Source organism: Mesorhizobium sp. KR1-2, from assembly GCF_040045035.1.
GTDB lineage: Bacteria > Pseudomonadota > Alphaproteobacteria > Rhizobiales > Rhizobiaceae > Pseudaminobacter.
The window spans coordinates 357484-370765 of the sequence record NZ_JBDZDS010000001.1; the positions used below are offsets into that span (position 1 = coordinate 357484).

At 63.9% G+C, this 13282-nt stretch carries 14 protein-coding genes; 11 read left to right on the plus strand and 3 right to left on the minus strand.

All coding sequences use genetic code 11. The features are described from left to right. The first annotated feature begins 1 nt into the window (after nucleotide 1). Both glcF and ABLE85_RS01725 read left to right on the plus strand, forming a co-directional pair. Nucleotides 2–1327, plus strand: coding sequence for a glycolate oxidase subunit GlcF (gene glcF / locus ABLE85_RS01720; protein ID WP_348790955.1), 1326 nt, complete (start codon nucleotides 2–4; stop codon nucleotides 1325–1327). Between the two features lie 94 nt (nucleotides 1328–1421). After that, complete coding sequence (locus ABLE85_RS01725; protein WP_348790956.1) at nucleotides 1422–1799, plus strand: nuclear transport factor 2 family protein; 378 nt, start codon at nucleotides 1422–1424, stop codon at nucleotides 1797–1799. A 61-nt stretch (nucleotides 1800–1860) separates the two neighbouring features. On the opposite strand, the gene ABLE85_RS01730 is transcribed toward ABLE85_RS01725, so the two are convergent. Beyond that, nucleotides 1861–2784, minus strand: a complete 924-nt coding sequence (locus tag ABLE85_RS01730; protein WP_348791435.1) for a bifunctional 5,10-methylenetetrahydrofolate dehydrogenase/5,10-methenyltetrahydrofolate cyclohydrolase — start codon at nucleotides 2782–2784, stop codon at nucleotides 1861–1863. A gap of 263 nt (nucleotides 2785–3047) precedes the next feature. Further along, entirely contained in the window at nucleotides 3048–3854 is an 807-nt protein-coding gene (locus ABLE85_RS01735; RefSeq protein WP_348790957.1) for a L,D-transpeptidase, read from the minus strand. Between the two features lie 216 nt (nucleotides 3855–4070). Between ABLE85_RS01735 and ABLE85_RS01740 the strand changes: the two genes are divergently transcribed. The 6 genes from ABLE85_RS01740 (at nucleotide 4071) to ABLE85_RS01765 (ending at nucleotide 9840) form a co-directional block, all read left to right on the plus strand. After that, the gene (locus ABLE85_RS01740) at nucleotides 4071–4709 is read left to right on the plus strand and encodes a DNA-3-methyladenine glycosylase I (RefSeq protein ID WP_348790958.1); all 639 of its coding nucleotides are present in this window, start codon (nucleotides 4071–4073) and stop codon (nucleotides 4707–4709) included. 93 nt (nucleotides 4710–4802) lie between these two features. Next, a complete protein-coding gene (locus tag ABLE85_RS01745) occupies nucleotides 4803–5369 on the plus strand; it encodes a hypothetical protein (RefSeq protein ID WP_348790959.1) in 567 nt (188 codons plus the stop codon). 137 nt (nucleotides 5370–5506) lie between these two features. Then, on the plus strand, nucleotides 5507–7012 hold the full coding sequence (gene hisS / locus ABLE85_RS01750; RefSeq protein ID WP_348790960.1) for a histidine--tRNA ligase: 1506 nt from the start codon (nucleotides 5507–5509) through the stop codon (nucleotides 7010–7012). A gap of 7 nt (nucleotides 7013–7019) precedes the next feature. After that, complete coding sequence (locus tag ABLE85_RS01755; RefSeq protein ID WP_348790961.1) at nucleotides 7020–8141, plus strand: ATP phosphoribosyltransferase regulatory subunit; 1122 nt, start codon at nucleotides 7020–7022, stop codon at nucleotides 8139–8141. After that, nucleotides 8138–8839, plus strand: coding sequence for an ATP phosphoribosyltransferase (gene hisG / locus ABLE85_RS01760; RefSeq protein ID WP_348790962.1), 702 nt, complete (start codon nucleotides 8138–8140; stop codon nucleotides 8837–8839). Before ABLE85_RS01755 ends, hisG begins: the two co-directional genes overlap by 4 nt. A gap of 251 nt (nucleotides 8840–9090) precedes the next feature. Then, nucleotides 9091–9840: a hypothetical protein gene (locus tag ABLE85_RS01765; protein WP_348790963.1), complete on the plus strand. Its 750-nt coding sequence runs from the start codon at nucleotides 9091–9093 to the stop codon at nucleotides 9838–9840. A gap of 73 nt (nucleotides 9841–9913) precedes the next feature. On the opposite strand, the gene ABLE85_RS01770 is transcribed toward ABLE85_RS01765, so the two are convergent. Next, nucleotides 9914–10120 (minus strand): hypothetical protein, encoded by a 207-nt coding sequence (locus tag ABLE85_RS01770; RefSeq protein WP_348790964.1) that lies wholly within the window; start codon nucleotides 10118–10120, stop codon nucleotides 9914–9916. 623 nt (nucleotides 10121–10743) lie between these two features. On the opposite strand from ABLE85_RS01770, the gene ABLE85_RS01775 reads away from it, so the two are divergent. The 3 genes from ABLE85_RS01775 (at nucleotide 10744) to ABLE85_RS01785 (ending at nucleotide 13246) form a co-directional block, all read left to right on the plus strand. Further along, nucleotides 10744–12033 carry an RsmB/NOP family class I SAM-dependent RNA methyltransferase gene (locus ABLE85_RS01775; RefSeq protein ID WP_348790965.1) on the plus strand — a complete coding sequence of 430 codons (1290 nt, stop codon included), beginning with the start codon at nucleotides 10744–10746 and terminating at the stop codon, nucleotides 12031–12033. Between the two features lie 118 nt (nucleotides 12034–12151). Further along, on the plus strand, nucleotides 12152–12610 hold the full coding sequence (locus tag ABLE85_RS01780) for a PaaI family thioesterase (protein WP_348791436.1): 459 nt from the start codon (nucleotides 12152–12154) through the stop codon (nucleotides 12608–12610). Nucleotides 12611–12613: 3 nt separating this feature from the next. Next, nucleotides 12614–13246 carry a 5'-methylthioadenosine/S-adenosylhomocysteine nucleosidase gene (locus ABLE85_RS01785; RefSeq protein WP_348790966.1) on the plus strand — a complete coding sequence of 211 codons (633 nt, stop codon included), beginning with the start codon at nucleotides 12614–12616 and terminating at the stop codon, nucleotides 13244–13246. Nucleotides 13247–13282 lie beyond the last annotated feature (36 nt).

Here is a 13282-nt window from a genome sequence, read left to right on the forward strand (position 1 = left end):
CATGCAGACCAATTTCACGCCCGCCCAGCTTGCCAATCCGCATGTTGCGGAATCGGAAAAGATCCTGCGCAAATGCGTGCATTGCGGCTTCTGTACGGCGACCTGCCCGACCTATGTGACCCTCGGCAACGAGCTGGATTCGCCGCGCGGGCGCATCTACCTGATCAAGGACATGCTGGAGAACGGCCGCCCGGCCGACCGGGAGACGGTTCTGCACATCGACCGCTGCCTGTCCTGTCTCGCCTGCATGACGACCTGCCCATCGGGCGTGAACTACATGCATCTGGTCGACCATGCCCGCGTCCACATCGAGCAGACATACAAGCGGCCGCTGAGCGACCGTGCGGTCCGCGCGCTGCTCGCTTTCGTTCTGCCTTATCCGTCGCGGTTCCGGGCGGCGTTGAAGCTGGCGAAGTTCGGCCGACTGTTTTCCGCGTTGTTCGACGCGGTGCCGGGGCTTCGGCCTCTGTCAGCCATGCTCAAGCTCGCGCCGGATGTGGTTCCGCTGGCTTCGCCCATGGCGGCGGCTGGCCGTCACGCGCCCGCCGGGGAAAAGCGCGGCCGCGTCGCGATCCTCAGCGGCTGCGCCCAGTCCGTGCTCGATCCTGCCATCAACGATGCGACTATCTCGCTGCTGACGCGGCTCGGCGTCGAGGTGGTGGTGCCTGAAGGAGAGGGCTGCTGCGGGGCGCTCGTCCACCATATGGGGCGCGAGAAGCAGGCACTCGCCTCGGCGCGCCGCAACATCGATGCCTGGACGAAGCTCGCCGATCAGGGCGGGCTCGACGCCATCATCATCACCGCTTCCGGCTGCGGCACGACGGTCAAGGATTATGGCTTCATGCTGCGCCTCGATCCGGCCTATGCGGAGAAGGCGGCGCGGGTTTCGGCGCTCGCCAAGGACATCACCGAATATCTCGCGACCCTCGATCTGCCGCCGCCGGCCGTCACAACGGGTTTGACCGTCGCCTATCACTCCGCCTGCTCGATGCAACATGGCCAGAGGATCACGCGCCAGCCGAAGGAACTTCTGGCGCGCGCCGGCTTCGTCGTGCGCGAGCCGAGGGAAGGGCATCTGTGCTGCGGCTCGGCCGGCACCTACAACGTCCTGCAGCCCGAGATTTCGGCAAAGCTGCGCGACCGCAAGGTGAAGAACATCGAGGCGACGGGAGCCGCGGTCGTCGCCACCGGCAATATCGGCTGCATCACCCAGATCGCATCGTCGGCGAAGATGCCGGTCGTGCACACGGTCGAATTGCTCGACTGGGCCTATGGCGGCAAGAAGCCGGCAGGCGTGCCGGAGGGCAAGGCGCTAGCGGCGGAGTAATCGGCCTTCGACTTTTAGGATAAGCAGAGAGGCTCATCCTTGCAGGCTGCAGGATTGGCCTACATGTACCCGGTCTGGATTCAGGGAGGACGCGATGAGCGATACCCGTACGACGGACTTGGCCAGGGCCATTCTGGATGCCTATGCGGCTTCGGACCGAGAAGCGGCGGAGCGGCTGATCGCAGCCGACTTCCATTTTTCAAGCCCCTTGGACAACCGGCTGGACCGAGCAAGCTATTTCAGCATTTGCTGGCCCAACAGCAAAATCATCGAAGGCTACGACATCGAGCATCTGCTGGCCGCAGAGGACAAAGCGGTCGTCACATATGTGGGCCGCTTCCGGTCCGGGAAGAGGGTCAGAAACACCGAAGTCATGACGTGCCGGGACGGCCAAATCGTCGAGGTAGAGGTCTATTTCGGCTGGTCGGTTCCTCACGACGTCCCGCCGGGCAGGCACACCGACCCGGCTTGAACGCCAGCCGGTACGCCCGCGAAGAGTCGTATCCGGCTTCGTGTCTGGTGCGATGAGTGCTCTACTCAGCCGCGACCCTGGTCGAGGTCGCGTAGGTCGATTCATACAGCGCGCGCTGGCGGTTCAGCGCCACCATCGTGTTGCGCAGCAGGATCGAGACCGTCACAGGGCCGACGCCGCCGGGAACCGGCGTGATCCAGGAAGCGACTTCCTTCACGCTGTCGGTGTCGACATCGCCGACGATGCGCGTCGTGCCGTCCGGCAGGGTCTCGGAATTGATGCCGATGTCGATGACGGCCGCGCCGGGCTTGACCATATCGGCCTTGATGAGGCGCGGCTTGCCGACGGCCACAAACAGCGCGTCGGCGCGGCGGGCATGGGCCGCCACGGATCGGGTCATGTGGTGGCAGACGGTCACGGTCGCACCTTCACTCATCAGCAGGAAGGCGATCGGCTTGCCGACGATTTCGGAATGACCGACGACGACGACCTCGAGCCCCTTCAGGTCGAGTCCGGTCTCCTTCAGCAGCTCGACGGAGGCCGCGGCCGTGCAGGGGGCAAGATCGAGCTGGTTGTAGACGATGTTGCCGATGGAAGACGGGTGCATGCCTTCCACGTCCTTCAGCGGATGAATGGCGGCCTGGATCGCCTTGATCGGGATATGCGCCGGCACGGGGCGCTGGATGATGATGCCGGTCACCCGCGGGTCGGCGTTCATGCCATGGATGGCTGCTTCCAGTTCCTTGGCGGTCGTCTCGGCTGGCAGGCGCCGTTCCTCGAAATCGATGCCGGCCTGCTTGGCCTTGTTGCGCTGATTGCGGACATAGACATCCACGGCGTCGACGTCGCCGACGGTGATTGAAACCAGCCTTGGCGGAAAACCCTCCTCCGTCGCTTTTTCAGCGGCGGCCCGCACTTCGGCCATGATGCGGGCGGCAACCGGCGCTCCTTTCAGGTAGCGGGTGTCGTCGAGGGGCATTGCGATTCTCCTTCGCCAGGGAGGTTGCATAGGATCAAGGGGCGCCTTGGGCGGCGGCTGCTCGTCGTTCGAATCCGACGGAGTCGGTCCCCCTTAGCACGATTTCCAAGATGATCGTGGCATTTGCGCCGCGACGATATTGGAAAAAGCGACGCACCAACATTACCCTAAAGAATAATAGTTTCAAGAAAGGAAAGGGTGGCGCGATATCGGCCGCGCCACCCTTGCTGCGGCGGCCGTGCCGCCGACTCCGCCTCCCCGGAGATTCGTCAGCTGACGACCACAGTCGTCCCGACCTTCACCCGCTCGTAGAGGTCGATCACGTCTTCGTTGCGCATGCGGATGCAGCCCGAGGAAACCGCGCCGCCGATGGTCCAGGGCTGGTTGGTGCCGTGGATGCGATAGAGTGTCGAGCCGAGATACATCGCCCTGGCGCCGAGCGGATTGTCGAGACCGCCCTCCATGTGGACGGGCAGGACGCGCCCCTTGACCCGCTCACGGGCAATCATCTCGGACGGCGGACGCCAGTCCGGCCATTCGCGCTTCTGGGTGATCTTGTGGGTGCCGGCCCACTCGAAGCCGGGCTTGCCGGTGCCGACGCCGTAGCGGCGTGCCTGGCCGCCGTCTTCCACGAGATAGAGGAAGTTCTGCTTGGTATCGATGATGATGGTGCCTGCCTTGTGCGGCCCGTCATAGGCGACTTCCTGCGGCAGGTAGACCGGATCGAGCTGGCGCTTCGGTTCAGCCTTCTTCGCCGGCGCGGGAGCGATGCCCGCCATGCGCTGGGCTTGCTCAAGCGGCTGGCGCTGCTTGCGCGCAGGCTCGCCGTAACGATAGTCGAAGCGCTGCTCGGCGGAATAGGGCTGAACCTGCACGGCGGCCGGTTCAGCCTGCCCCTGCCGGGTTTCCCGGACCACCACCTGGCCCGGCACATGACCGAGTTGCAGGACCCAGGGCGCGGCGAGATCAGGGCTTACAAGCACGGGAGGCCGTTCCATATAGCGGTCGTTCGCCGCTGCCGGCGAGGCAATGCAGGCGGCAAACGCCGCGGCCCCCGCCAGAAAGACATGTTTCATCGCACACACCCTCAACTTGTTCGTCGCTCAGGCGAGGGACACTTCCTCGCTTCTCGCCGCATGCTGGTGCGCAGGAAGAAACCAAGTCGTGAATCGGAATGCGTAAAATGCGAATCTTGATCTAAACCTTTCGATGTGGTTACCGGCCGGTTCAGGAATCTGGTAAAGGCTGCGTAAAATCTGCCGGGCAGCGAAGTCAGGAATTGGAATTTGCCTATGGAAATCGAGAAGACCGGCCTGATCGAGGGGGCGGATGGCGTGGTTCGCTGCTCCTGGCACGGCAACCTGCCCGACTATCTGCACTACCACGACCATGAGTGGGGCCGGCCCGTCGCCGACGACCGTCGGCTGTTCGAGAAGATCTGTCTTGAGGGGTTCCAGTCTGGCCTGTCGTGGCTGACGATCCTGCGCAAGCGGGAGGCTTTCCGCGAGGCCTTCGCGGATTTCCACTTCGAGCGCGTCGCTGAATTCACCGATGCCGACGTGGAGCGTCTGCTTGGCAATGCCGGCATCGTGCGCCATCGCGGCAAGATCGTCTCGACCATCAACAATGCCAGGCGCGCCCGCGAACTGGTGGCCGAAAAGGGATCGCTTGCTGCCTATTTCTGGTCGTTCGAGCCGGGTGCTGAAGAGCGGCCGACGGTCGTCGACTTGGCACACCTTCGCGCCAATCCAACAACGGCGGTCTCCACGCGGATATCGAAGGATTTGAAGAAGCGCGGCTGGACATTCGTCGGGCCGACCACGGTCTATGCCTTCATGCAAGCCATGGGCCTGGTCAACGACCATATCGAAGGCTGCGCCTGCCGGACGTCGGTGGAGCGGGAGCGCGCCGCGTTCGTCCGGCCGGTCTGACGCTTGCGAGGCGTTGACGGGTTGCGGAGGGCGCGCCCGGCCGGCTAATGCTGGCTGATATCAAGGGCCGCGAGGGCGGCCCAAGGGGGATGCATGAAAAAGGTCATCGCCGAAGTCGGCGCGCTTTATCTGCGGGTTGCGATCTGCGTGCTGGCAGTCATCGGCCTGTTTGCGCTGGTCGGCGTCCGGATGGGCTGGTTCGAGCCGGAAATGCCGTCGGTGAAGCAGGTCTTCTTCATCGATCCTCCGCAGCAGTTCGTCGGATACAAACCATTCTATTCGCGGCGTATTCCGGTTGACACCAGTCGCGAGTACCGGCTGCGTGTCGCTGTCCGCGTCCTGCCCAAGTCGGATGGCTCGCCCCAGACGTCCAGAGTGTATCTGGGGGTGGAAACCTTGGACGAGGAGGGCAAGGTGCTGACCTCCGGCATTGGCCCGCACCGCTTTGCTGGAGCGTCGAACATAGGGATCAGCTCTGATGATGGCTGGAAGATGCTCAGCGGAATCATCACCGGTGAGGGTGATGAAGCCCACAACCAGTTTCGCCCCGGCACCAAGTCGGTCCGGGTCGTGCTGATGGTGAATTACAAAGCCGATGAATCCGTGATCAGCGAGGTCCGGGATCTTCGCTTTTCCGAACTGATTCCATTGCAGGAATAAAAGCCGGCCGTCGTGACCGGCCCAACCCTTGCCGCTCCGGTTGACATAAGTTAGGACACCGCGACTCCTCCAGGCGCCGGGCCAGCGCTGCCGCTTCCTTTGGCTTTGCGCTTCACGAACGACAAGAGCGATACGACATGGCTGACAAATCGGAAAAGATGAAGGCACGTTTGCCGCGCGGCTTTGTCGATCGCACGCCTGATGACATCCGCGCCGTCGAGAGGATGATGACGAAGATCCGCGAGGTCTACGAGCTCTACGGTTTCGAGCCGGTCGACCAGCCGATGATCGAATACACCGACGCGCTGGGCAAATTCCTGCCCGACCAGGATCGTCCCAACGAGGGCGTGTTCTCGTTTCAGGACGAAGACGATCAGTGGCTGTCGCTGCGCTATGACCTGACCGCGCCGATGGCGCGCTATGTGGCGGAGAATTTCGAGAAGCTGCCGAAACCCTATCGCAGCTATCGCTCGGGCTGGGTGTTCCGCAACGAGAAGCCGGGGCCGGGCCGCTTCCGCCAGTTCATGCAGTTCGATGCCGACACGGTCGGCACGCCGGGCGTGGCGGCCGATGCCGAAATCACCATGATGATGGCCGACGTGATGGAAGCGCTGGGCATCAAACGCGGCGACTATGTCGTGCGCGTCAACAACCGCAAGGTGCTCGACGGCGTGCTCGAGGCGATCGGCCTTGGCGGCGAGAAGAACGCGGGCCGCCGGCTCGTGGTGCTGCGCGCCATCGACAAGCTGGACAAATTCGGTGCCGAGGGCGTTCGCCAGCTTCTGGGCGAGGGGCGGAAGGATGAGAGCGGCGACTTCACCAGGGGCGCGGGGCTGGGCGAGGCGGCAATCGCCAAGGTCATCGCCTTCACGGAAGCCGGCTCAGCCGATGCATCCGAAACCATCGCCAACCTGCGGGCAATCGTCGCCGAAAACCAGCGCGGCAGCGAAGGTGTGGAAGAACTGGCGCAGATCGCAGAGCTGGTCGCAGCCGCCGGTTATGACGACGGCCGCGTGAAGATCGACCCCTCCGTCGTGCGCGGCCTCGAATATTACACCGGGCCTGTCTACGAGGCCGAGCTGCTGGCCGAAATCCCCAACGACGACGGCCAGATCGTCCGCTTCGGCTCGGTTGGCGGCGGCGGACGCTATGACGGTCTCGTCTCGCGCTTCCGCGGCGAGCCGGTTCCCGCGACCGGTTTCTCCATCGGCGTCTCGCGCCTGATGACGGCGCTGAAGAACCTGGGCAAGCTCGACACGTCGGACGTGGTCGCGCCGGTGGTGGTGCTGGTCATGGACAAGGACACCGAAAGCCTCGGCCGCTACCAGAAGATGGTTTCGTCGCTGCGCCAGGCGGGCGTCCGCGCCGAGCTCTATCTCGGCGGCGCCGGCATGAAGGCACAGCTCAAATATGCCGACCGCCGTGGCAGCCCCGTTGCCATCATCCAGGGCGGCGATGAGCGCGCGAAGGGCGAAGTGCAGATCAAGGATCTGATCGAGGGCGCCCGGATGTCGGCCGAGATTTCCGACAATGCCGAATGGCGTGCCGCAAGGCCGGCGCAGATTACAGTTGCCGAGGCCGACCTCGTGTCGGAGGTGAAGAAGATTCTGGCGGCGCAGGCCGAGGACCGTGCGAAGGGGTGAGAGGAAAGTGAACTCCCGCTATCCGAGCAGCGCGCCCGATATACTGAAGCTTTTTGCGGCCAAGGAGGCCGATCGCGTCGACGTGGCGGTGCTGCAGCCGGCCGACCCGTTTCTGGACATGGCGGGCGAGGATCTGCGCCGGCGCATCTTCCTGACCGAAAGCGAGACCGGCGAGTCGCTGTGCCTGCGGCCCGAATTCACCATTCCGGTCTGCATCGACCACATTCGCAGTCAGTCCGGCACGCCGCGCCGCTATTGCTATCTCGGCGAGGTGTTTCGCCAACGCCGCGACGACAGCAACGAATTCTTCCAGGCGGGCATCGAGGATCTGGGCGACACCGACACTGCCCGTGCCGACGCCCGGTCGATCGCCGACGCCCACGCCATGCTCGAGCTGGCGCTGCCCGGCACCGCTCTTTCTGTGGTCATGGGCGATCATTCGGTCTTCGAGGCGGTGCTGGCGGCCCTCGGCCTGCCGCGCGGATGGCGCCTGCGTCTCGCTCGCGCCTTCGGCTCGGCCGAGATGCTTGCCTCGGCCCTTGCCGATCTTGCCACGCCGCCGCGCAACGGGGCGCTGGCCGAGCCTGCCGCCTCGCTGGTGGCGGATGGCGATTTCGAAGGCCTTTCGGCCCATGTCGCGCGCGGCATGGAGGAGGCAGGCCTGTCGCCTTCGGCCGGCCGCACGCCGGGTGACATTGCCCGCCGGCTGATCGAAAAGGCCGAACTGCGCAGCGTGCGCCTTTCCAACGAGGCTTTCGACGCGCTGAAGGCGTTCCTGGCAATCAACGTGCCGATTTCCGAGGCGACCGATGCCTTGCGCGGCTTTGCTGCCGACGCCTCGCTGTCGCTCGGGGCAGCACTCGACAAGTTCACCGCGCGGGCAGCCGCACTGGAAAGCCACGGCCTACCGGCCGATGTGGTGCGCTACGACGCGGCGTTCGGACGTCCGCTGGACTACTATACCGGCATGGCCTTCGAGATCGCGGTGCGCGACGACGGACGGCCGCTGGTCGGCGGCGGACGCTATGACCGGCTGCTGACGCTGCTCGGGGCCAAGGAGGCGATCCCCGGGGTCGGCTTCTCGGTCTGGCTCGATCGCATCGAATATCTGCGGAAGGGCTCGCAATGACCATCACGCTGGCCATCCCGTCCAAGGGACGACTGAAGGAACAGGCGCTGGACGTTCTTGCCCGCTCCGGGCTCGTTGTCAGTCTGCCGGAAGACGACCGCAAATATCGCGCCCGCATCGAGGGACGCGACGACATCGAGGTGGCGTTCCTGTCGGCCTCGGAAATCGCCGGCGAGATCGGGCAGGGGTCGGTGGACCTCGGCATCACCGGCGAGGACCTTCTGCGCGAGACGCTGGTCGACTGGGAGATGCGCGCCGAGATCGTGGCGCGGCTGGGCTTCGGCCATGCCGACGTGGTGGTGGCGGTGCCGGAAGTCTGGCTCGACGTCGACACCATGACCGACCTCGATGACGTCGCGGCGGATTTCCGCCAGCGCCATGGGCGCCGCCTGCGGATCGCAACGAAATACTGGCGCCTGACCCAGCAGTTCTTCTCGCAGAAGCACGGCATCCAGGTCTATCGCATCGTGGAAAGCCTCGGCGCGACCGAGGGTGCGCCGGCCGCCGGCTCGGCCGACGTGATCGTCGACATCACCACCACCGGCTCGACGCTGCGTGCCAATCATCTGAAGATCCTGAACGACGGCGTCATCCTGCGCTCGCAGGCCTGCCTCGTCGCCTCGCGTAAGTCGCGCAGCGTCAATGACGAAGGGGCGCTGGTGTCGATCGCGGAAGCCGTGGCGGCTGCCACGCGCTGAAGGCCTGGCGGGCTCGGACAACACCTCGCGCCGGGACCTGCGAAGCAGTCACATCTCACGCAGTCCCCCCACGTTAAGGTGAAGATGATCGGGTGCCGGCGAGCCGCATTTGCTGCTCAACGAAAATCATTTGCCAACGGGCCAATCCCCAAGCAAACATCGCAACACGGAGTGTATTAGGGTTGCCGAAAACTCTGCTCGAAATGCAGAGGAAACGGAAACTGCTTGTGCCGCTGTGGTGGGGGATTCGCATGTATGACGGCGATATGTGGGGCGGGGTCTCGATACACGAGTATACGACAAGAGCTTCGTTACTGGTGAGCGTCCTCTTGCTGGGGATGGCGCCGGCTCTTGCTGCCGATGTCTCTTCGTCGAAGACTTCCTCATCCGAGAAGACCTCATCCGAGAAGGCGAAGACGCCAGCCTGGACATTCAGTATCGACGGTACCCCGGAAATCTATGCGATCGACAATGGCAGCAACCGGGCCGGAAACCTGAATAACATCTACTACAAAGCAGGGCTGTCCTATCGCTTCACCGACAATTTCCTGGGCGGTGTGTCGTTCCAGCATTCGTTCAAGAATGGCGGCGGGATGCAGTTTTATGCGGAGGCCACGCTCGGCTATAAATTCAAGGTGAACGACAATTTCACCCTGACGCCGAGCATAGGGCCTGGCTATACCTGGGACGATACAGGGATCATCAAGGGCGCAAACACCAACGCCAGTATCGGATACTACGTCATCTATCTGGCCGGTGATCTGAAGGTCACGTCCAAACTGACCTGGAATGCCTTCAATCTCCGCTACCGCAACGGCTTCAACGCGACATGGGTGACACCAAAAGTGGCGACCGGCCTGACCTATGATTTCGACAGTGACAATGCCGTCTTCCTGAACGTCGGCTACGCATGGAAAAAGCTCGACACGAGCACACCGCCCTATAACGCACTGGCGGGAGACAAGATCAACTTCTCGCTCGGATACAAGCGCTCGTTCTGAATGATGGCTCGCACCAGGGACGGCGGCCTCGACCCGGCCGATTTGGGTCGGTCGGGTTTGCGGGCACTGGAGGTTAGCGGCAGACCCTGACCTTTTCGTACCAGACCCGGCCATGGCGATAATGCTTGATCGTCTTGACGTAGCAGTGCGGCCGAACATGATACGGTCGCGGGTGATAATGTCTGTGATATGTCGCCACGGTCGCGGCGGCCTGGGCCGGGGCGCCGAAAGAAGATGCTGCGGTGGCGGCCAGGATGGAGGCGAGAAGAAAGGCTTTCATATTCTTGGCCTCGATGGAGTCAACCAGCCATACAACTCCGGATGAGGGGCAGCGTTCCGAGATTACACAATGTTTAGATTCGCGCACATTGGCGGTGCGGATCAAACATTATTGTGCGTGATGGGACCCGTGAAATGCGCCCCGGCGGGCTTTCGTCAGCCGGAGCGCATGGCAAAGCCGGGAGCTTATGGACAGACCCTGACCCGCTCGGCCCACCACAGACCGTCGCGATGCTGGCGGACCACCTCGAAATGGCAAAGCCTGTAGCGGTAATACGGACCAAACCCGTAAAAAAGCGGCCCGTAATACGGCCGGTAAAGCCAGCCGGGAAACACGTACTCTACGTCGTTGCGTGTCGCGTCTGCTGCCTGGACCGGGGCGCCGAACGGGAGGACGGCGGTTATGGCTATTATGGAAGCAAGGGCCAGGTTTTTCATTTCTTGTGCCTCAATCGCTTAAACAAGCCGAATAACCGCCGGAGGCTGCGGCTGTTCCAAGCTCACGGAATGTTTAGATTTGTACCCGTCGGCGTCCCCCGAATAATTTGAAACGGCGCTTGTGCGCGGCGGCTGCGAGCGTTAGTCAGACCCTCTCTCGGGTAAGCCGAAATAGGGATCACCGATATGCGACTGGGCGGTAGGCTGGCTGCGGCCATTGAAGTGCTTGAAGACATCGAGCGGCGGCATCGCCCCGCGGCCGATGCGCTGAAGGACTGGGGCCTCTCGCACCGTTTCGCAGGGGCCGGCGACCGTGCCGCGATCGGCAACATCGTCTATGACGGACTGCGCCGCAAGCGCTCCGCCGGCTGGCTGATCGGCGCAGACACGCCCCGCGCCGTGGGCTTCGGCGCGCTGCTGCTCGAATGGCATGAGACGGTCGAGACGCTGAGCGCGACGCTGGAGGGCGACAAGTTTGCGCCTGCGCCGCTCGATGCGGACGAACTGGCCGCGATTTCGGCACGAGACCTGTCGCAAGCGCCGGATGCGGTCCGGGCCGATTGCCCCGACTGGTGCGTGCCGCTTCTGCAGCGTGCCTTTGGTGACGACTGGGTCGAAGAAGGCGCGGCCCTTGCCTTGAGGCCGCCGCTCGATTTGCGTGTCAATACGCTGAAGGCGCAACGCGAGCGCGTGCTTGCCGAACTGGCCGAGATGGGGGCGGCGCCGTCGCCGTTTTCTGCCAACGGCATCCGGATTCCGCCGATCGACGGCAGCGGCCGTCATCCCAATGTCCAGGCCGAGCCGGCCTTCCAGAAGGGCTGGTTCGAGGTTCAGGACGAGGGCTCGCAGATCGCCGCCGAACTGGCAGGAGCCCAGCCGGGCATGCAGGTGCTGGATTACTGCGCCGGTGCGGGCGGCAAGACGCTTGCGCTTTCGGCAGCTATGGAAAATCGCGGCCAGATATTCGCCCATGACGCGGAGAAGGGCCGCCTGGCGCCGATCTTCGATCGCATCCGCAGGTCGGACAACCGCAACGTCCAGGTCGTTGCCAAGCAGGCAGAGCTTGCAGGGCTATCCGGCCACATGGACCTCGTGCTGATCGACGCGCCCTGTACCGGCAGCGGCACGTGGCGGCGCCGCCCCGACGCCAAGTGGCGGCTCACGCAGAAACAGCTCGACGTGCGCAGGAGCGAACAGGCCGCGATCCTGGACGCCGCCAAGGTCAATGTGAAGCCCGGCGGGCTGCTCGTCTACGTTACCTGTTCGGTCTTCGACGCCGAAAACCGCGACCAGATCGAGGCGTTCCTGCAGCGCGAGACCGGCTTCGAGCCGGTCGATCACGCGGCGCTGTGGGAAAAGCATTTCCCCGGTAAGGCCGATGCCGCCCGGATCGATCCGGCACGCGGCATCTCGCTGACGCCGGCGCGCAGCGGCACGGATGGCTTCTTCTTCGCCGCGCTTCGCCGGACTCGATAGCTGCCTCGGCCGGTGGCTCAATTGAATCCTACGCTGGGCTTGCCGCACTGCAGCATTGCCGATTGCCTCAACGTCAACCCTTTGCGATAAGCTGCTGACGTCAAGCAGGGCACGGATGATGGTTGCACGCATAGAACCCTCGCCGAACTACGAGGAACGGGTGAGGACATCCTTCGCCCGCCAGAAGGTCATGACCACCATGGGGGCGGTTCTGACGCTGGTGCGGCCGGGCACGGTGGAGATCGAGATGCCCTTTTCGGACGCGCTGACCCAGCAGCACGGCTTCCTGCATGCCGGCATCATTTCGGCCGCGCTGGATTCGGCCTGCGGCTATGCCGCCTATTCGGTGGTGCCGGAGGACGCCGGCGTGCTCACCATCGAATTCAAGGTCAACCTGCTGGCGCCCGGCAAGGGCGAGCGCTTCCTGTTTCGCGGCACGGTGACGAAGCCCGGCCGCACCATCGTGGTGGCCGACGGACAGGCCTATGCCTTCGCAACCGACGGGGAGGCCAAGCTCATCGCCACCATGACCGGCACGATCATGGCCGTGGCCGGCCGCGACGGCATCGAGGGCTGAGCGATGACGCTGACCGTGCTCGGCGGCAAGGCGGTGCTCTTTGTCATGGCCGCCGATCCCGAATACGGTCCGCATCTGCAGAGACTGTTTGTGCCTTTCATGACGGGAGTGGGCCCGGTCGAGGCCGGCGTCACGCTCGGTGCCGAGCTTGCGCGGCTGAAAGGGCAGGGCACTTTGCCCGATCTGGTCGTGTCGCTGGGCTCGGCCGGCAGCCGCACCCTCGAGCAGACCGAAATCTATCAGGCGGTCTCCGTGTCGTATCGCGACATGGATGCGTCCGCGCTCGGTTTTGCCAAGGGAGCTACGCCCTTTCTCGACCTGCCCGTGACTGTGCCATTGCCGCTCCGGGTTCCGGGCGTCAGGGAGGCGACGCTGTCTACTGGGGCCGCGATCATTTCCGGCGCGGCCTACGATGCCATCGAGGCCGACATGGTCGACATGGAGACCTTCGCGGTGCTGCGAGTCTGCCAGCTCTTTGGCCTGCCGCTGATCGGCCTGCGCGGCATTTCCGATGGGGCCGCCGAACTGAAGCATGTCGGCAACTGGACGGAATACCTGCATGTCATCGACGAGAAGCTGGCGCTTGCGGTGACCAGGCTCGCCGAGGCCTTGTCGGACGGCATCTTGCAGCTTTGACCTCGGTTTTTGTGCGAACGGGGCGTAGCAGGGCCA

Excerpts from the sequence above, each read along its gene's own strand:
- glcF (WP_348790955.1), top strand. The coding sequence starts at position 2 with ATGCAGACCAATTTCACGCCCGCCCAGCTTGCCAATCCGCATGTTGCG.
- ABLE85_RS01725 (WP_348790956.1), top strand. The coding sequence starts at position 1,422 with ATGAGCGATACCCGTACGACGGACTTGGCCAGGGCCATTCTGGATGCC.
- ABLE85_RS01735 (WP_348790957.1), bottom strand. The coding sequence starts at position 3,854 with ATGAAACATGTCTTTCTGGCGGGGGCCGCGGCGTTTGCCGCCTGCATT.
- ABLE85_RS01740 (WP_348790958.1), top strand. The coding sequence starts at position 4,071 with ATGGAAATCGAGAAGACCGGCCTGATCGAGGGGGCGGATGGCGTGGTT.
- ABLE85_RS01745 (WP_348790959.1), top strand. The coding sequence starts at position 4,803 with ATGAAAAAGGTCATCGCCGAAGTCGGCGCGCTTTATCTGCGGGTTGCG.
- hisS (WP_348790960.1), top strand. The coding sequence starts at position 5,507 with ATGGCTGACAAATCGGAAAAGATGAAGGCACGTTTGCCGCGCGGCTTT.
- hisG (WP_348790962.1), top strand. The coding sequence starts at position 8,138 with ATGACCATCACGCTGGCCATCCCGTCCAAGGGACGACTGAAGGAACAG.
- ABLE85_RS01765 (WP_348790963.1), top strand. The coding sequence starts at position 9,091 with ATGTATGACGGCGATATGTGGGGCGGGGTCTCGATACACGAGTATACG.
- ABLE85_RS01770 (WP_348790964.1), bottom strand. The coding sequence starts at position 10,120 with ATGAAAGCCTTTCTTCTCGCCTCCATCCTGGCCGCCACCGCAGCATCT.
- ABLE85_RS01775 (WP_348790965.1), top strand. The coding sequence starts at position 10,744 with ATGCGACTGGGCGGTAGGCTGGCTGCGGCCATTGAAGTGCTTGAAGAC.
- ABLE85_RS01780 (WP_348791436.1), top strand. The coding sequence starts at position 12,152 with ATGGTTGCACGCATAGAACCCTCGCCGAACTACGAGGAACGGGTGAGG.
- ABLE85_RS01785 (WP_348790966.1), top strand. The coding sequence starts at position 12,614 with ATGACGCTGACCGTGCTCGGCGGCAAGGCGGTGCTCTTTGTCATGGCC.